This is a genomic window from Lysobacter sp. H21R4 (assembly GCF_015277535.1).
GTDB lineage: Bacteria > Pseudomonadota > Gammaproteobacteria > Xanthomonadales > Xanthomonadaceae > Novilysobacter > Novilysobacter ciconiae.
This window is the reverse complement of sequence record NZ_CP063772.1, coordinates 62,655-81,049: the sequence shown is the minus strand read 5'-3', so window position 1 is coordinate 81,049 and position 18,395 is coordinate 62,655. Positions and strand designations below refer to the sequence as shown.

At 69.2% G+C, this 18,395-nt stretch carries 14 protein-coding genes; 4 read left to right on the top strand and 10 right to left on the bottom strand.

Going from position 1 to position 18,395, the window contains the following annotated elements; genetic code table 11:
• Nucleotides 1–40: 40 nt before the first annotated feature.
• From INQ40_RS00355 to INQ40_RS00335, 5 genes are all read right to left on the bottom strand, one after another.
• Entirely contained in the window at nt 41–634 is a 594-nt protein-coding gene (locus INQ40_RS00355) for a YceI family protein (RefSeq protein WP_228482050.1), read from the bottom strand.
• 83 nt (nt 635–717) lie between these two features.
• Entirely contained in the window at nt 718–1,194 is a 477-nt protein-coding gene (locus INQ40_RS00350; RefSeq protein WP_194340819.1) for a histidine phosphatase family protein, read from the bottom strand.
• Nucleotides 1,195–1,206: 12 nt separating this feature from the next.
• A complete protein-coding gene (locus INQ40_RS00345; protein WP_194340818.1) occupies nt 1,207–1,836 on the bottom strand; it encodes a ParA family protein in 630 nt (209 codons plus the stop codon).
• A 95-nt stretch (nt 1,837–1,931) separates the two neighbouring features.
• On the bottom strand, nt 1,932–3,128 hold the full coding sequence (locus INQ40_RS00340) for a hypothetical protein (RefSeq protein ID WP_194340817.1): 1,197 nt from the start codon (nt 3,126–3,128) through the stop codon (nt 1,932–1,934).
• A gap of 37 nt (nt 3,129–3,165) precedes the next feature.
• Nucleotides 3,166–3,825: a tetratricopeptide repeat protein gene (locus INQ40_RS00335; RefSeq protein ID WP_228482049.1), complete on the bottom strand. Its 660-nt coding sequence runs from the start codon at nt 3,823–3,825 to the stop codon at nt 3,166–3,168.
• A gap of 220 nt (nt 3,826–4,045) precedes the next feature.
• On the opposite strand from INQ40_RS00335, the gene INQ40_RS00330 reads away from it, so the two are divergent.
• From INQ40_RS00330 to INQ40_RS00315, 4 genes are all read left to right on the top strand, one after another.
• The gene (locus tag INQ40_RS00330; protein WP_194340816.1) at nt 4,046–7,729 is read left to right on the top strand and encodes an indolepyruvate ferredoxin oxidoreductase family protein; all 3,684 of its coding nucleotides are present in this window, start codon (nt 4,046–4,048) and stop codon (nt 7,727–7,729) included.
• Between the two features lie 211 nt (nt 7,730–7,940).
• Nucleotides 7,941–10,820 carry a bifunctional diguanylate cyclase/phosphodiesterase gene (locus INQ40_RS00325; RefSeq protein WP_194340815.1) on the top strand — a complete coding sequence of 960 codons (2,880 nt, stop codon included), beginning with the start codon at nt 7,941–7,943 and terminating at the stop codon, nt 10,818–10,820.
• 13 nt (nt 10,821–10,833) lie between these two features.
• Complete coding sequence (locus INQ40_RS00320) at nt 10,834–12,624, top strand: Mbeg1-like protein (protein WP_194340814.1); 1,791 nt, start codon at nt 10,834–10,836, stop codon at nt 12,622–12,624.
• 102 nt (nt 12,625–12,726) lie between these two features.
• Complete coding sequence (locus INQ40_RS00315) at nt 12,727–13,392, top strand: ankyrin repeat domain-containing protein (protein ID WP_194340813.1); 666 nt, start codon at nt 12,727–12,729, stop codon at nt 13,390–13,392.
• A 64-nt stretch (nt 13,393–13,456) separates the two neighbouring features.
• On the opposite strand, the gene INQ40_RS00310 is transcribed toward INQ40_RS00315, so the two are convergent.
• The 5 genes from INQ40_RS00310 to INQ40_RS00290 all read right to left on the bottom strand — a co-directional run bounded on the left by INQ40_RS00310 (nt 13,457) and on the right by INQ40_RS00290 (nt 18,314).
• The gene (locus INQ40_RS00310) at nt 13,457–15,025 is read right to left on the bottom strand and encodes a BCCT family transporter (RefSeq protein ID WP_194340812.1); all 1,569 of its coding nucleotides are present in this window, start codon (nt 15,023–15,025) and stop codon (nt 13,457–13,459) included.
• 31 nt (nt 15,026–15,056) lie between these two features.
• Nucleotides 15,057–15,590, bottom strand: coding sequence for a riboflavin biosynthesis protein RibA (locus tag INQ40_RS00305; RefSeq protein WP_193985235.1), 534 nt, complete (start codon nt 15,588–15,590; stop codon nt 15,057–15,059).
• Nucleotides 15,591–15,659: 69 nt separating this feature from the next.
• On the bottom strand, nt 15,660–16,544 hold the full coding sequence (locus INQ40_RS00300; protein WP_194340811.1) for a murein L,D-transpeptidase catalytic domain family protein: 885 nt from the start codon (nt 16,542–16,544) through the stop codon (nt 15,660–15,662).
• Between the two features lie 67 nt (nt 16,545–16,611).
• Nucleotides 16,612–17,706, bottom strand: a complete 1,095-nt coding sequence (locus INQ40_RS00295) for a L,D-transpeptidase (RefSeq protein ID WP_194340810.1) — start codon at nt 17,704–17,706, stop codon at nt 16,612–16,614.
• Nucleotides 17,703–18,314, bottom strand: coding sequence for a DUF938 domain-containing protein (locus tag INQ40_RS00290; RefSeq protein WP_194340809.1), 612 nt, complete (start codon nt 18,312–18,314; stop codon nt 17,703–17,705). The genes INQ40_RS00295 and INQ40_RS00290 overlap by 4 nt, the downstream gene beginning before the upstream one ends.
• Between the last annotated feature and the right edge of the window lie 81 nt (nt 18,315–18,395).

The window sequence follows — 18,395 nt, the reverse complement described above, 5'->3', positions numbered from 1 at the left end:
CTGCAGCGATCGCCGCGTCGCAGCAGCAAGGACGCCGTCCTCATCGCGCCGGGCCGTCCAGGCGCACGCGCATGGTGAAACGCACGCGATCCGACAGCACCAGGCGCATGCCGGCAATGCCGTAGTGGCTGCGGTCCACGCTGCCGCTGGCAATCGCGTCGCAATCCTGTCCGGCGCGATCACACAGCGCCGGGGCGACGACGAAGGTCTCCGCGCGGGTGGTGCCGTGCATGCGCAGGACGCCCTGCAACAAACCGCCCTCGCGGGTCAGCAGATCGTCGTGCGGCTCGGACACGAACTCGATATCGGGGTAGTGCTCGGCGTCGAAGAACGCCTCCGAACGCGCGATGGCCGCGTATCGCTCCGAGCCGGCCACATCGATCGCACCGGCCGCCAGACGGATACGCACCTGGCGCCGGCCGTCGGGGAGGAACAGCGCCACCCCGTCGTACACCGGAAACTGGCCCTGCACGCGTTGGCCCCAGCGGGTGCGCAGCTCGAAGCCGAATCGCGTGTGCGACGGATCGAACGGGTAGGCGCGAACGCCGGGCTGGGCCGCACGCCGGTCGAAGGCGCGGAATGCCTGCTCGGCGGTTGCGGAAGCGCTGGCGGGGGCCACGGGCGGGGTTGCCACGGGCGCAGACTGCCGCGCCGGCGCCGCCAGGGGCAGCGTCAGCATCAGCAGCAAAAAGCAGTGGGCGGGGAGTCGCGCTGCGGTCACGGCCACCAGAACGCGTCAAGCCGTGCCACGCCGGGCTCGAGCCGGGTGCCGTCGGGGATCGACAGCACTGCGACACTGCCCGGGGGCATGCCGCGGTAGTCCCCGGTGCGGCCGCTGTAGAGCAGTGCTGCCAGGAGTTCCAGGCCGGGGTTGTGGCCGACCAGCATCAGTCGCTCGACCCCGGCGCTGTTGTCGGCCAGGGCGATCAAGGCGCCGGGTTCGGCGTCGTAGATCTCCTCCTGGATGCGTTGCTCGACGTAGCCGATGACCGCCAGCACGCCTTCCAGCGTCTCGCGGGTGCGCCGCGCCGGCGAGCACAGCACGCGGTCCGGGGCCAGGTTGCGCTCTGCCAGCCAGCGACCGGCGGCCTCCGCCTCCGCCACGCCCTGGGCCGACAGCGGGCGGTCGATATCGGCCTGGCCGGCGGTGGCGTGTTCGGCGTGGGCATGGCGCAGCAGGATCAGTTCACGCATGGCGGAGTCTCCTCATTTGGCCAGCCATTTCAGCAACGGCTGCCAATCGGACTGGTGGTCGCGGACATTCGCGGAATGGTAGTCAAACAGGCTTTTGCCCAGGCCGGCCAGGACCACATAGGCTTGGCTGTCGCGCAACCGGGCGACGACCGGATACGGCCAGCGCTCGAGCATGGCCAGGGTTTCGCGCGAGGTGCTGGTCCACGGCCGAAGACGGTTGGCCACCAGGCCCACCTTCAGCTCGCCGCCGCGCACGCGCGGATGGCGGGCCAGCGAATCCACGAACGGCACGCTGGCCTCGATGTCCAGCAGTGATGGCTGGATCGGCACGACCACGGCGTCGGCGACGTCGAGGAAGCTCTGCAGCTCGTCGGCCATGGCCCCGGCCGGGGCGTCGATGATCACCCGCTCGGTATCGGAGGGCACGCCGCGCTGCCATTTCCAGCGGTTGGTGCCATCCACCGGCAGCACTGCGGAGTCCAGCGCCGCGCGGCGCTGCGCCCAGCCGTGGGACGAGCGTTGCGGGTCCGCGTCCACCAGCGCGGTGCGGTGACCCTGCAGCGCGGCATTCGCGGCCAGGTGGGTGGCGATCGTGGTCTTGCCTGCCCCTCCCTTGGATGTCGCCACCAGCACCGTCTTCATCGCATCTCCCGGGTTTGCAGGCTGCGCTGCGCGTCAGGCTGCAGCGTACAACACCGGGAGCGCGCGTCACCCACGAAGTGGGACGGGGCGTGCGGTCAACGTGGCTGCCGTGGCAGCGGCCACTCCGTCGGCGGCGCCGTCGCTATGCCGGAGTGGGACAACAGTCTGGCCATCGCGCCCAACTCGCCATCGCTGGCGACCCAGCGGGCATACTCGCCCGCGCCCGGTGTCCCGCCCCGATGCGCCAGCAAGGGCAGCGATTGCTCCCGCCACCAGGCCAGCTGGCGAAGCCTTGGTGTCCACTGGCCGGTCAGCCCGGGGTCCAGTCCGATCAGCAGCCGGGTTGCCATCTCCGCGTAAGGGAGCGTGGAATCATCCGCGGCCAGACGGGACAGCACCGCCTTGCAGTCGGCGCGCAGGCCGGGGTCGCGCGCCAGTTGCGCCGAGCCCGGCGCGCAGAAGCGGCTCACGCCCTGCATCGGTGCCAGGGCGATGGCGGCCCATTGCCCGAGTGCCTGCATGGCCATCCAGTCGGCCGCGGTTCCGGTGCCGGTCGCGGCCTGCATGCCGGCGGCGGTGCGCGGGTCCATTGCCGGCACGGGCGCTCCGGCGCGCGCGTCCAGCAACAGGCTGAGCAATGGGCCGCTGTGCGGTTGGTAGCGCGGGGCGACAGCGGCCGCATGCAGATGCTCGCGGGCCGCGCGCGGATCGCCGGACTCCATCGCCACGCCGTTCGCCCACAGGTGCGCGGCGGCGTTGTCGCCGTCCACCTGCAGCAGGCGCGCAATCGCGGCGTCGCGATCACAGCCCAGCACGTGGCAGTCGGTCACCTCCACCCAGGCGACCAGCGGATCGGTGGGACCGAGCTGGCGGGCGCGCGCGAACCAGCCGCGCGCCTGCAACCCCAACACGCCGGGTGCATCGCCGGCCGCTGCGTCCTGCACCGGCATGATCATCATCGCGCCCAGCAGGCTGCGCACATCGCCGCGCTGTGCCAAGGCTTGCGCGTGCGCCGCCATCGCCGGCTCGTAAGCGCGGCTCCAGGCCTCCACGGCCGCCTGCGTGGCGGGATCGTCGAGCACCGCATCCGCGCGCTGCTGCTCCGGCGAACGTGGCGCCACCTGCTGCAGACATTGCGCGATGCGGGCGTCGTCACCGAGCGCCATGCAGGCTGCGGCGGCGGCGCGATCGATCGCGGGAGCCTGCCCCGTCGCAGTCGCGGAGCCGGCGAGCGACAGCGCCGACAGCAGGGCTACAGCAAGCGTTCGCTCAAGCAGTCGTTTTTGCGGCATTCCCTTGCTCCCGTTGTGTCCAGTGCTCAGGCGCGGATCAGCGCCATTGCGGTGGATCAGCCTGCCATGCCTGCTGCACCTTCGCGAGCGCCTCACGCTCGGCGGGCAGCCAGTCGGGCAGCAGCTCGTCGAAACGGTCGGGATAGGTCCAGCGGTCCGGATGGGTGCGCACGGCGGCCGCATACCACTCCACCGCCTCGTCCTTGCGGTCCAGTTCCCACAAGGCCAGCGCGAACGTGGGCGGCATCCAGTCGGCGGTGACGCTGCGCGCCCTCATCAGCGTCTCCCAGCGCGCCAGCGCGGCTTCGGCGTCGCCGTTGCGCAGCAGGTCCCAGCCGTAGTTCCACAGGACCGGCCGGTACAGGATGTCGGTCGTGCCCAGGTTGCGCAGCGCGCGGTCGTATAGCTCGATGCCCAGCTCGGGCCGGCCGCCGGTCATGGCCACATGGGCCAGCTGGGCCGTCTCGGCCTGGGCACGCGGCTTGCGCGCGACCGCCTTGAGCAGTGCTTCGGTCAACGCATCGCCCTCGCCCTGGATGGCGACCACCGGACGCGTCGTGCGCGCTTCTTCCGCGAAATAGAACTCGGATGCAGGCACCAGCCGGCTTTGCGCCGCTGCTGCGCCGGTCACCAGCAGACAGCCTGCCAGCGCCGCAGCCAGAACCCGGCCGCTGAGCGGCCGCTTGAAATTGAACATGCACATTCCCCCCTGGATTGCGCGCTCATGGTAGCGCGTGCGGACCGCGGGACAAAGCCGTGCGGCCGCGGCACAAAGGCATTGGCTGCTAGACTCCCGCGGCTGTGCCGACGACGCGCGCGCCGGTTCCGCCGGACCCGATCCGTGCATCAGCAGCGTTTCCCGATCCGACCCCGACCCCCGCAGCCATCGCGCGGCCGCCGCCGCGTCGGAGCCCCGCATGACCAGCACCGCCCAGCTCTCCTCGCCGGCTTCGGCCCACAGCGCCACGCTCGCCGACCCCGACTACGGCCTGGACCACAAGTACAGCCGCCAGACCGGCCGGATCTACCTGTCCGGCGTGCAGGCGCTGGTGCGGCTGCCGCTGATGCAGCGTCTGCGCGACCAGGCTGCCGGCCTCAACACCGCCGGCTTTGTTTCCGGCTACCGCGGCTCGCCGCTGGGCGGCTTCGACCTGGAGCTGTGGCGGGCCAAGCAACACCTGGCCAAGGCGGGAGTGAAGTTCATCCCGGGCCTCAACGAGGACCTCGGCGCGACGATGGTGTGGGGCACCCAGCAGACCAACCTGTTCGAGGGCGCCAAGGTCGATGGCGTGTTCGGCATGTGGTACGCCAAGGGCCCGGGCGTGGACCGCAGCGGCGATGTGCTCAAGCACGCCAACGCCGCCGGCACCAGCCCCCTGGGCGGCGTGCTGGCGCTGGCCGCCGACGACCATGCCTGCCGCAGCTCGACCCTGCCGCACGGGTCGGAGGGCGAGTTCACCAGCGCGATGATGCCGATCCTCAACCCGGCCGGGGTGCAGGACATCCTCGACATGGGCGCGGTCGGCTGGGCGATGTCGCGCTACACCGGGCGTTGGGTCGGCTTCAAGACGATCGCCGAGACGGTGGAGTCCTCCGCGTCCGTGGACGTCAATCCGCTGGCGCTGCAGATCGTCACCCCGGACGATTTCGAGATGCCGGTCGGCGGCCTCAACATCCGCTGGCCGGATCCGCCGCTGGACCAGGAGATGCGCCTGCACCGCTTCGCGGTCAAGGCGGCGCAGGCCTTCGCCCGGGCCAACGCGATCGACCGCATCGTGATCGATTCACCCAACCCGCGGCTGGGCATCATCACCACCGGCAAGTCCTACCTGGACGTGCTGACCGCGCTGGAATACCTCGGTCTGGACGAGCGCGCCTGCGAGGATCTGGGCATCCGCGTGTACAAGGTCGGCATGACCTGGCCGCTGGAGCCGGTCGGTCTGAAGCGCTTCGCCGATGGCCTGGCCGACATCGTGGTGGTCGAGGAGAAGCACGCCTTCATCGAGAGCCAGATGAAGGAGGCGATGTACAACTGGGGCGGCGCCACGCGTCCCTCCATCGTCGGCAAATACGACGAGCAGGGCCACTGGATCCTGCCCAGCACGGGCGAGCTGACCCCGGCCACGATCGCGGGCGTGATCGGCCGGCGCATCCAGAAGTTCCATGACAACGAGCGCATGCGCGACGTCATGCGCTGGATGGCCGAGAAGGAAGCCGAGCTGGCGCTGCCGCGGGCGCAGTTCCCGCGCGTGCCGCACTACTGCTCCGGCTGTCCGCACAACCTCTCCACCGCGGTGCCGGAAGGCTCGCGCGCGCTGGGCGGCATCGGTTGCCACTACATGGTGACCTGGATGAACCGCAGCACCGACACCTACACGCACATGGGCGGCGAAGGCGTCACCTGGGCCGGGCAGGCCGCGTTCACCGATACCGGGCACGTGTTCCAGAACCTCGGCGACGGGACGTATTTCCACTCCGGCACGCTGGCGATCCGCCAGGCGGTCGCGGCCGGGGTCAACATCACCTACAAGATCCTCTACAACGACGCGGTGGCGATGACCGGCGGCCAGCCGGTGGACGGCCAGCTCAGCGTGCCGCAGATCGCCCACCAGGTGCGCAGCGAAGGCGTGCACGCGATCGTGGTGGTGTCCGATGACATCGGCAAATGGCGCCGCCGCGACCTGTTCCCCAGCGATGTCGAGTTCTTCGACCGCGCCGAACTGGACGCGGTGCAGAAGCGCCTGCGCGAGGTAAAAGGCACCTCGGTGCTGATCTACGACCAGACCTGCGCGACCGAGAAGCGCCGGCGCCGCAAGCGCGGCAGGATCGTCGATCCGGCCAAACGCGTCATGGTCAACTCGCTGGTCTGCGAGGGCTGCGGCGACTGCGGCAGGAAATCGTTCTGCGTGTCGGTGTTGCCGAAGGAAACCGAATTCGGCCGCAAGCGCGAGATCGACCAGTCCAACTGCAACAAGGACTACAGCTGCACCACCGGCTTCTGCCCCAGCTTTGTCACCATCGAAGGCGGCGGGCTGAAGAAGAAGTCCGCCAGCAACGCGCGTGACCGCCTGGCCAACCTGCCGATGCCGGTGCTGCCCACGCTGGAGCGGCCGTGGAACATCCTGATCACCGGCGTCGGCGGCACCGGCGTGGTCACCATCGGTGCGCTGCTGGGCATGGCCGGGCACCTGGAGGGCAAGGGCTCCAGCGTGCTCGACCAGACCGGGCTGGCGCAGAAGGGCGGCGCAGTCACCACCCACATCCGCATCGCCAACCACCCGGCCGAGATCCACGCGGTACGCATCGCCGCCGGCGAGGCCGACCTGGTGCTGGGCTGCGACATGGTCGTGGTCAACGACTACTGGGCGCTGTCGAAGATCCGCGGCGGCCGCAGCCAGGTCGTGCTCAACAGCTACGAGGCGATGCCGGGCAGCTTCACCACCCGCCCGGACATCCAGTTTCCAGCGGCCGACATCATCAGTGCGGTGCAGACCGCTCTGGGTGGCGAGAAGCCGTTCGTGGTCGACGCGACCCAGATCGCCACCGCCCTGCTGGGCAACGCGATCGGCAGCAACCTGTTCCTGCTCGGTTATGCGTGGCAGCGCGGGCTGGTGCCGATCTCGCTGGACGCGATCATGCGCGCGGTCGAGCTCAACGGCGCGGCGATCGAGATGAACAAGACCGCCTTCGCCTGGGGCCGGCTGGCGGTGATCGACCTCAACGCGGTGGCCGATGCCGCCGGACTGTTGCGCAACCAGCCGACCGCGGCGGAAGCCACTCCGCGCGACCTGCCGATGCTCGGCGCCGGCGATTGGGAAGGCAGCGAATTCGCCAGTCCGTCCGCGCCGCTGGGTGGTCGCAACGAGGACGAACTGCGCCACGTGCCGCAGAGCCATCCTGGCGACAAGGTCGCGTTCCTGCCGATGGACGACTCGCGCCTGTCGCGCTCGCTGGACGAGCTGATCGGCCGCCGGGTGCAGTTCCTCACCGAGTACCAGGACGCGGACTACGCGCGTCACTACGCCAGCCTGGTCAACCGGGTACGCGACGCGGAGGCCGGCAAGGCGGGCGGCAGCACCGACCTGACCGAGGCGGTCGCCCGCTATGCGTTCAAGCTGATGGCCTACAAGGACGAGTACGAAGTCGCTCGGCTGTATACCAGCGGCGAGTTCCTGCGCCAGGTGGAGCAGCAGTTCGACGGCGACTACAAAATCAAGTTCCACCTCGCTCCGCCGCTGTTCGCCAAGCGCGACGACAAGGGCCAGCTGATCAAGCGCGAGTTCGGGCCGTGGATGTTCACCGCCTTCAAGTGGCTGGCCAAACTGCGCACCCTGCGCGGCGGCAGGCTGGACATCTTCGGCTACACCGCCGAGCGCCGCGGCGAGCGCCAGCTGATCGTCGACTACTTCCAGACCATCGATGCCCTGCTGCCGAGGCTGGACCGCGGCAATGTCGCGCTGGCGGCCGAGATCGCGTCCATCCCCGAGCAGATCCGCGGCTACGGCCACGTCAAGGAAGCGCATCTGGCCAAGGCCAAGGCGCGCGAGGCGGAGCTGTTGCAGGAGTGGTCCAACCCGCTGCGACTGGTGCAGGTGGCATGAGTTCGCGTTAAAGCTTTGCGCGGGGCGGCCGATAGCGGGGTCAGGCTGGAATGTCTGGCCCGCTGGAGCGCCCCATGCCCTACCGATCCACTGAACGCCGCAGGCAAGCTTTACGATTCGCAGCCGGTGACGGCGCGGGCTTGCGTCAAATCCGCTCCCTGTCGGTCAACGGCAGGTTGCCCAACGGCGGGTTACTCGACGGCGGGCCGCCATGAACGCCATCGACGGCGCGTTTGCGGCCTGGCGGGAAACCCTGCTGGAAGCGCGGACGGTGGACCAGCTCGTCTGCGCCATTGAAACCGTCGCGGCAGCGCTGCCCGGGATCGACGACTCCAGGGTGATCTGGGAGCGCGACGCAGAGATCGAGGGCGAGAGCGACAGCGACAGGACCGCGTCACTGGACCTGCCCGCCAGCAACGCCGTGCTCGCGGTCACCGCCGCCGACGGGAGCCATCCCGCCGCGATTGCCACTGCCCTGGCGCCGGTCGTCGCGACCGCGGACCCGCTTCTCCAGCGCCTGCGCCGCCTGGCTGAACTGGAGCAGGAGGTGGTCAAGCTGCAGAACTCCGAGAAGATGCAGCGCGCCCTGTTCGCGATCTCGCAGCTGTCGGGCTCGGATCGGGACATGTCGGAAGTCCTGCGCGGCATCCACGACATCGTCGGCACGCTGATGTATGCGGAAAATTTCTTCATCGCCCTGCTCGATCCGACCCACGACACCATCCGCATGCTGTACTTCGTGGACGTCGAGGACTCGCCGCTGTTTGAGGAGCTGCCCCGCGAGGACCTGAAGCATTCCGCCACCTGGTACGTCCTGCGCGACGGTCGGCCGCTGCGAGGCAGCCGCGAATACATCCGCACGCAGGTCGATGGCCCGCTGCGCCTGGTGGGGACCTACAGTTCGGACTGGCTCGGCGTGCCCATGCTGAGGGACGGCGCGGTCCACGGCGCCATCGTGGTGCAGAGCTACGAGTCCGGCGTGGAGTTCAGCGAGACCGACGAGAACCTGCTGGAGTTCGTTGCCAGCCACATTCTTACCGCCGTTGAGCGCAAGGGAAGCAGCGAATTGCTCGAACGCAGCGTCAAGCTGCGCACCCAGGAGCTGGCCCAGGTCAACTGCGACCTGCAGCTGGAGATCGCCGAACGTCAGCGCGCCGAGCGGCTGCAGAGCGCGATGTTCCAGATCGCCCAGCTGGCGAACGAGGACACCGACGAACACGCGTTCTATACCGGCATCCATGACGTGGTGCGCCAGCTGCTCAACGCCGACAACTTCTTCATCGCCCTGCTGTCGGACGATCGGACGCGTCTGGAGTTTCCCTATCTGGTGGACCGCCACCACGACGACCTGCCGATGCACCGGCCGCTGGCGCGCGGGCTCAGCGAGTACGTGCTGCGGACCCGGCGCGCGCTGCTGGTCACCCACGATGAGGCGCTGGACCTGATCCGCCAGGGCGAGGTCATCGACCGGCCCGGCCAGGGAAAACCGTCGGAGTGCTGGCTGGGGGTACCGCTTTTCTCGGGCGACGAGGTGGTCGGGCTGGTCACCGTGCAGAGTTACGACTGCCACGTGCACTACACGTCGGCGGACCAGGAGCTGCTTGTCTTTGTCGCCTCCCAGATCGCCAACAGCCTGCTGCGCCGGCGCAATGCCCAGTTCCGCCAGAAAGCCTTCGCGCAGCTGGAGGAGCGGGTGGCGGAGCGCACGCTGGAACTGCGCAGCCAGATCCGCGAGCGCGAGCTGGTGCAGCAACGGCTCGAGCACGAGGTCATGCACGATGCCCTGACCGGGCTTCCCAACCGCGGCCAGCTGCATGAACGCGTCGACGCCGTGCTGGCCCGCCGGCGTGCCGAGCCGGGCTCGTTCTGCGCGTTGCTGTATCTGGACGTCGACCGCTTCAAGCTGATCAACGACAACCTCGGGCACCTTGCGGGCGACGCGTTCCTGCGCGAGATCGCCCGCCGACTCCAGTCCTGCGTGCGAAAACCCGACCTGGTGGCAAGACTGGCCGGGGACGAGTTCGTCGTCCTGCTCGAGCAGGTCGGCCGTGACCGCGACGGGGCGCGCGCACCGGCGGCGACGATCGCCGAGCGGATCCTGGAGGTGATCACCGCGCCGATGCCGATCAGCGGCCGCATGCTGGAGCCCTCGGCGAGCATCGGCATCGTCATCGGCGATGGCCGGTACACGCATGCGGACGAACTCCTGCGCGACGCGGATATCGCGCTGTACCGCGCCAAGGCCCTCGGGCGCTGCCGTTGGCAGATGTACGACCAGTCGATGCACGGCTATTCGGTGGACCTGCTGGCGCTGGAAGCCGAGCTGCGCCAGGCGATCGAACGCGACGAGCTGGAGCCCTACCTGCAACCCATCGTGCGCCTGGACGATGCCACCATCGTCGGGCGCGAGGCCCTGATGCGCTGGAACCATCCGCAGCGCGGGGTGCTGTGCCCAGGCGACTTCCAGCAGGTCGCCGAGGACAGCGGCCTGATGGAGACCATCGACTGGCGCATCTTCAAGCGCAGCATGGCCCACGTCGCCACCATCCACGACGACACCTACCTGACGATCAACGTGATGCCGCGCCACCTGCAACGCGAGGACTTTGCACGGCGCCTGCTCGACCTGCTCGCGCGCACCGGCCTTGCCCCGAGCCGACTGGTCATCGAGGTGACCGAAGGCTCGTTGCTGGACGATTCCGAGCGCGTGCGTTCGGTGCTGGGCCAGCTCCGCGACGAGGGCGTCGGCATCGCCCTGGACGATTTTGGCACCGGCTATTCCTCGCTCAGCTACCTGCATGCCTTCCCGCTGCGGATGATCAAGATCGACCGCACCTTCCTTGCCTCCCTGGGCGAGCCGGGCAACTGCGCGGCGGTCGTTTCAGCGGTCATCTCGCTCGCGCGGGCCTTGGACATGACGGTGGTCGCCGAGGGCATCGAAAGTCCCGAGCAGCGGAAGCTGCTGCTCGACCTCAGCTGCGGATTCGGCCAAGGCTACCTGTTCGGGCGCCCGGCCTCTTTCGCGCCTCTAGGGTCCGCCCCAGCTACCGCCGCGCCCGGCACTGCCTCTATGGTCGGGACAGGCGCCTAGAAGGAGGCGGGACATGTTGATCGGCCAGGGTGGACTCAGCGGACTCACCAACCGCTTGCAGATGTTGGCACCGTTGCAGAACCTGCAGCGGCCAGCAACGTTTTCGCCGCTGTCACAGGGACCCGGTGGCCTGCGCGAACCGAGCTACCACCCGCAGCTGGCCTCGCTGGCGCCGGCACGACTGGCACCGCAGGCTCCGCCGTCAACTCCGAGCCCCTATGCTTTGCCCGCCGGCAGCACGCTGAAGGACGCCACCAGCGGCACCCGGGCGCAACCCTTTGACGTGACGATGTCGCAGCTGGCGACCTCGGTCTACGGCACGCGCGGCGCGCCGCCCGACGGCTGGAGCGCGGTCAGCGACGCGATGCTGGAGTCGCGCGGCATCGATGACCCGGCCACCTGGCGCCAGGAGTTCCTCGGCGGCGTCGAGCAGACCACCGCCAACCAGTTCAAGGCCGAGGTCTACACCGACGGCGAAGGCAACTTCGTGCTCGCCTATCGCGGCACCGCCGAGGGCGCCGCCGATTGGGGCGACAACTTCCAGCAGGGCCTGGGCTTTGAGACCGGTGCGGTGGACAAGTTCACCGGCCTGGCGGCCGACAGCGCGATCGAGTTTGCACGCGTGTTCGGCGACGGAGAGGCGGGCGCTGCGACCAACCTGGCCATCACCGGCCATTCGCAGGGCGGCGGCCTGGCCTCGGTGGCCTCGCTGGCCACCGGCATCCCGGCGGTCACCTTCGACGCCTCCGGCATCCATCCCAACACCCTGGATCGCCTCGGCATGGCCAGCCCGCAGCAGGCGCGCGACATCGCCGAGGGTGGCCAGATCCGCGCCTACTCGATGAAAACCGACCTGCTGACGCGGGTGCAGGAGTCCGGTCCGCTGTCGCTGGCGGCGCCCGACGCGCTTGGCACCAAGATCGTCGTCGAGCCCAAGGGCATCGACCAGCACACCCTTACCGGGCGCGCGGCCAAACACGAGTTCGACCTGCCGCTGCTCGGGCAGGCCGGAGCCAATGGCCTGGTCGAGGCGATGCGCAACAGCGGCATCCCCGTCATCAGCGGCGTCGGCCAGCTGGCCTACAACGCGCTCAGCCACAGCCCCAACCTGCTCACCGACACGATGATCGCGCGTGAACCGTGGCAGGCCGGCTACCAGAACCCCTCGGATTTCGGCAAATCCCTCCACGACATGGTGCCCGAGGGCCTGCGCGATGATTTCGCCCGCAACACCCACGAGGTCGCCGATGAAGTCAACGGCGTGCTCAAGTCCGACATGGCCGACGGCAACTACGTGCAGGGATCGGTGAAGATCGCCGGGCATGTGGTTGACGGGGTGATCGACTCGGTCGGCGATACCATCCACCACACCGCGGAAAGCGTTGCGGCGCGCGTGGATGAGCGCGTCGCCGGCCCGGTAGGCGACGTGTTGGCCGGCGCGATTTCGATTGGCGGCAAGGCGGCCCAGTTCACTGCCGACAAGGTCGGCGACGGGATTGAGCAGATCGCCGCTGCCAATGGCGCGGCCCTGCAGAACACCGTCGACGGCGCCGTCTGGGCGGGAGGCAAGGCGCTCGAAGGCATCCAGTGGACCGGTGAAAAAGCGATCGAGGGCACCACCTGGGTGGCGGGCAAGACGGTCGATGCCGCCAGGTGGACCGGCGAGAAGGTCGTTGAGGGCGCCAGGTGGACCGGCAACAAAGTGGTTGAAGGCGCCACCGCGATCAAGGATGGTGTGACCAACACCGGCCGCGCGATCGGCGAGGCCGTCTCCAACTCGCGGGTCATGCCCTGGAACTGGTAAATGCGTGCAGGATCGCCGATAGACCCGCTTGTCAGGGGGCGCCTCACCGGCGCCCTTTTTGCCGCGTTCCTCCTTTCCGCCACCGGGTGTGATCCACAGTCCATGAGCAACGATGCCTTCGCCAGTTCCAGCCTCGAGCCGCTTGCCCAGGCGGTTGCCAGCGGTGACAGCGCCGAGATCAAGCGCCAGCTCGCCAGCGTCGACCCCAATACACCCGGGGTGGACGGGGCGACGTTGCTGGTAGCGGCAATCGGGGCGGAGAACTTGGCCGCGGCCCAGGCGCTGCTCGACGGTGGCGCCGACCCCAACCAACCCGGCGGCGGCGGCGAAACACCGGTCCATGCCGCCGCGTTCCTGGGCGATCCGGCGTTCCTCAAAGCCGTGCTTGCCCATGGGGGTGATCCGAACGTGCGCAATGCCGCCACCGGATCGACCCCGCTGTCGCGCGCCCTGCGCGGCCTGCAGCTGGACAATGTCCGCATCCTGCTGGAGGCGGGCGCCGATCCCGACCTGGGTGACCACAACGGCGACCGTCCCCTGCACGTTGCCGCCCGCACCAACGCCGGCGCGGCGATCCTGATGCTGCTGGAGGCGGGCGCGGACCCGACGGCGACCAACTCGGGCGGTGCGAGCTTCCAGGCGTATTACTTCTCCTACCCGCCGCGCAACGCGCTCAACGAGCGTGCAGTCGCCGAACGGCGGGAGGTCGTGGCCTGGCTGAAGGCCCACCAGGTGCCGCTGGAAGCCAACGTCTCTTCCGACTACTGAGCGGACGGACCCGGCGGCGCCGGCTCCCGGCCACGGGCTCACGGCTCACTCCCGGCTCACGCTGTCACAGTTCGCCCGCGCCAGGCTCGAGTTTCTCTGCGCGCTCGCGTTCCTTTTGCAGCCACCGCACTTCGGCGTGGCGCACCTCGCGGTCGTGGCGCTCGCGCAGCCGCTTCTCCTCGCCCAGGGTGCGGTTCAACGAGACCATGATCGCCACCAGCAGCACGGCGAACGGCAGCGCGGCGACGATGATCACCGACTGCAGGGCTTCCAGCCCGCCTGCCGCCAGCAGCGCGACCGCAATGAGCGACTGGAGGACGCCCCACACCACCTTCTTTGCCAGCGGCGGATCGCCGGCGGACTCGCTGGACATGCTGGCCAGCACCAACGTTGCGGAGTCGGCCGAGGTGACGAAGAAGCTCAGCAGCAACACGATCGCCACGCACGAGATCACCGAGGACAGCGGCAGCAGGTCGGCCATCGCGAACAGCACGTGCTCGATGCCCAGGCTGAGCGCGGCCAGCTGGTCGGCGCCCTGGAACATCTGCTGGTAGAGCACGGTCGCGCCGAATGCGGCGAACCAGACGAAGCTCACCAGCGCCGGCCCGCAGACCACCCCGAACACGAACTCGCGCACCGTGCGGCCGTAGGAGATCTTGGCAAAGAACGCCCCCACGAACGGCGCCCAGGCGATCCACCAGGCCCAATAGAAGATGGTCCAGTCCCCGACCCAGGCGCGCTGGGAAAACGGAGTCATGTGCAGGCTCATCGCCGGCAGTTGGTTGAGGTAGGCGCCTAGGGTGGTGGTGAGCGATTCAAAAATGAACGCGGTCGGCCCGAGCACGATCACCAGGGCCAGCAACAGCGCCGCCACCGCCATGTTGAAGTTGGACAGCCACTTGATGCCGCGCGACAGGCCGGTCGCGCTGGATGCCATGTACAAGACGAACGCCACTGCGATGATCACCGCCTGGGTGGCGAAACCGGCCGGCACCCTCGTCACGTGGCTGAGGCCGGCGCTGATCTGCATGGCGCCGAACCCCAGCGTGGTCGCCACGCCGATCGCGGTGGCCACCACCGCCAGCACGTCGATGGCCTTGCCGACCGCCCCGTGGGAGTGGCGCTCGCCGATCAGGGGTTCCAGCAGGTCACTGATCAGCCCGCGCGACTTGCGGTTGAACTGGAACCACGCCATCGCCAGGCCCATCAGGGCGTAGATCGCCCACGGATGCAGGCCCCAGTGGAAGAAGACGTAGCGCAGCGACGCGCGCGCGGCTTCGAGACTCTGCGGCTCGATGCCTTCGGGCGGCCGCTGGAAGTGCGACAGCGGCTCGGCGGCACCGAAGAAGACCAGCCCGATGCCCATCCCGGCGGAGAACAGCATGGCGAACCACGAGCTCCGGCTGAATTCGGGCTCCGCGTCGTCCCCGCCGATCCGCAACGCCCCCATCGGGCTGACCGCCAAGTAGAGCAGGAAGACCAGCGCCACGAACACGATCACCAGGTACATCCAGCCCGCACCGGACAGGGTAAGCGCCTGGGCGCGGGCGCTGACCTCGCCGAACGCCTCAGGCATGAACACCCCGGCCAGCGACAGCAGGGCCAGCAGCACGACCGATATCCGGAACACCATCAGAACGACTCCCGAAGAGACCGGGACTGTCTCACAGGCTGCCGGCGACGTCGCTGGATTCGCCCCGCAGCGCTTCGGCCAGGCGCGTGCGCTGCTCACGGTCGACCGGATTGGCAACGATCACGAAGCGGCCGTTGTCCAGTGCCTCGCGCACCTTGAGCACGACATGGTCCTGGTCCGGCCGCAGGGTGATCAGGCCGCCGGCAAACAGGCCGAACACCGCACCGAAGAACACCAGCACTCCGGCGACGGCCAGCGGTGAACTCGTCACCGCGGCGATCTGCATGCCGCGCAGGATCAGGAAGATCACCAGCCCGGCGACAACGCCCAGGATGGCGAAGGTGATGTGCGCCTTGATCGCGGTCTGGCGGATGCCTCGGCTCTCCGGCTCCATCTTGCGGCCGGGATGCGGGTCCTCGGGCGAGATCACCTGGAGTTGCGCGGCGCCCAGATTGAACTGCTGGCGCAACCGGGCGGCCACGACATCGGCGCGCTCGCGCGTGTCGAAGACGGCCGCCAGCTTGCTCAGCGAGCTTTCACCAAATACGGGGCCATCGGTTTTCATCGCGCCACTCCATGAACTTCAATGCGTCCATGGTGGCCACAGCCCGGTCGAAGGGCAGTGAACCCGGCCCTAGAGCGTGGCGCCCGACTCTCGCGCCGGGCGATCCGTGCTGGCCAATGCGTCGCCGGTTGCCGCCTGCCCGCGCGCATCCGCGAGGATCTGGCCGGCCGTGCGGCCGCCACAGCCAAAGAACCGCGAACCCGTCAGCCACGGATCATCGGGGTAGTAGGCGAACACCAGTTGGTCGTTCTTGATGGTGTCGATGATCTCGCGCGCGACCTGCGGCCGCAGCGCCGGGCAACCGTAGCTGCGCCCCAGCCGGCCCTGGCGCTGTGCCTGGTCCGGGTTCACGTACGGGGCGCCATGGATCACGATCAGGCGGTCGCGGGCATTGTCGTTCACGCCCGGCTCCAGGCCGTCCATGCGCAGGGAGTAGCCGTTGCCGCCGACGTAGGTCTCCGCGGTGCGGAACAGGCCGAGGCTGGTCTGGTGGCTGCCGTCCACGTTGCTGAAGCGGTTGGACAGGTTTTCGCCGCTGCCCTGCCCGTGGGCCACGTGCTCGGCGTAGAGCAGGCCGGGCTGCTGGAGGTCGAACACCCACATGCGCTTGCGCGTGGACGGCAGCGAGTAGTCGATCACCGCCAGACGCGTGCCGCCGGCAGCCCCGCTGTTGAGTGCGCAGGCGCGCGCTTCCAAAGCGAGCGCCAACACGCCCGGATCGATCTCCGGTGCGGCCGCACGCAGGCTGGTGAGCAGCATTGATGCCGCGGACGACTCTTCTGCCGCCTCCGGTTCAGCAATCCATCGGTCAAGTGCCGACTCGGCCAAGGGGCTCTGGACGGACGGCGGTGTGTAGGCCGCCGCCGGACTGGCGACGACGGGGCGCGAGCCGGCCGAGCACACGGCGATGGCGGCGGCGCAGGTCAGGAGCAGGGAGGCGGGGAGGCGTGGCATGGCTGGCAGGATACGGGCGGCGAGCCGGTCGCGCCTGAACAGCGGGTGATGACTCTCCCGGCGACGGTCAGTCTCCGGCGGGCGGCGGAGCGGCCGGATCCTCGTCGGCACGCAGCACGGTCAGGTCGGCGGGCGCGGTGCCGCGGATCGACTCGCTGGTGACCACGACGGTGGACCCGGGCTGCAGCACCGGCTGGACGGCGTCGGCAAACCCCGGGGGAAGCTGCACCCCACCATGGCTGAGGGCGGCCTCGATCGCGGCGGCGTCGGCCGAATCACCGCCGCCGATGCTCGCCACCTGCAACCAGCGCAACGCCGGACGGGTAGCGGTCGCGACGTCGGTATCGCTGCCCTCGCCTTCCAGCAGCACGTACACGTGGGTGCCCGGCAGCTGCGCACTGCGCGTGGTCACGCTGGCGCGACCGATTTCCACGCCGTTGCGCATCGTCACCAGCTGCTGGTCGGCCAGGCTCAATACCAGGGTCAGTGCCCCGTGGGGCGCGCGCTCGGGATCCCAGCTGTACTCGCCCGGCCCGATGTCACCGAACTCGACCCGGTGCCCGCGCGCGTCGGCGCCGCTGACCGGATCCACCGGCGCGAACCAGCCCGGGTAGGACACGGACGGCGAGTGCGAGGATTCATTGGCCACCACCACCGTCATGCCGTTGGCAGTGACGCCATAGAGCTTTTGCGAGAACTCGAACGGCATGCGCACGCAGCCGTGGGAGGCCGGGTAGCCGGGCAGGTTGCCGGCGTGCAGCGCGATGCCGTCCCAGGTCAGTCGCTGCATGTAGGGCATGGGCGCATTGTTGTAGAGGTTGGAATAGTGCTCCTTGCGCTTTTGCAGGATCGAGAACACCCCGGTGGGCGTCTCGTGGCCGGCCTTGCCGGTGCTCACGGTGGACACGCCGATGCGCACGCCATTGCGGTACACGTGCAGCAACTGCTCGGGCAGGCTGATGACCAGCACCACCGGTCCGGCGGGCGCCATTTCCGGCATCCACAGGTACTCGCCCGCCTCCAGCCGCACGGTCGAGGTCGGCAGGGGCGTGGCGGCACCAGCGTCTGTGGGGATCGGCTCCTGCGCCAGGGCACCACCGCTGACGGCGCAACCGAGCGCGAGCGCGGCCATCCGTCCTCGCATCCGCAGCGAGCGCGTCATTGTCCGCGCTCCCACACGATGCAGCGGTTGTTCGCCGGCATCGCCACATCCTCCACCAGGCGCATGCCGATCGCGTCGGCCAGCGCGTCGACCGCCTCGAAATCGCGGATGCCTGATGCCGGGTCGCGCGCCTTCAGCCAGCCATGGAACTCGCGGTTGCTGTCGCTGGTGAAAGCTCCGGCGTAATTGAACGGTCCGTACACCACCAGCGTTGCGGCCGGCGCCAGCACCCGATCGAGCCCGGTAAAGAACGCCAGGACCTGCTCCCAGCCCATGATGTGCAGGGTGTTGGCGCTGAAGGCCGCGTCAAACGCGCGCGCATCGCCTGCCACGTTCCAGACCGCGTCATCCACATCCAACGCGCGCGGTGGCGGCGTGTTGGCCAGCGCCGCCTCCTCCAGCCACTGGCGGATGCCGGGCAGGTGCTCGGGACGGTCGCTGCACTGCCAGCTCAGCCCGGGCAGGGCAGCCGCGAAATGGACCGCGTGCTGGCCGGTGCCGCTGCCGATCTCCAGGACGCGCTGCCGGTGCGCAAGCGCCGAACGCAGCACCGCCAGGATGGCGTCACGATTGCGCTCGGAGGCGGGCGAGAAGGGCTTGTCGGACATGGCTGCGATCGGCTACCGGTGGGAATCCGCCCATGATGGACGATCCCGGCGCGTCGCATCGCCCGGGGCCAGACCGCAAGG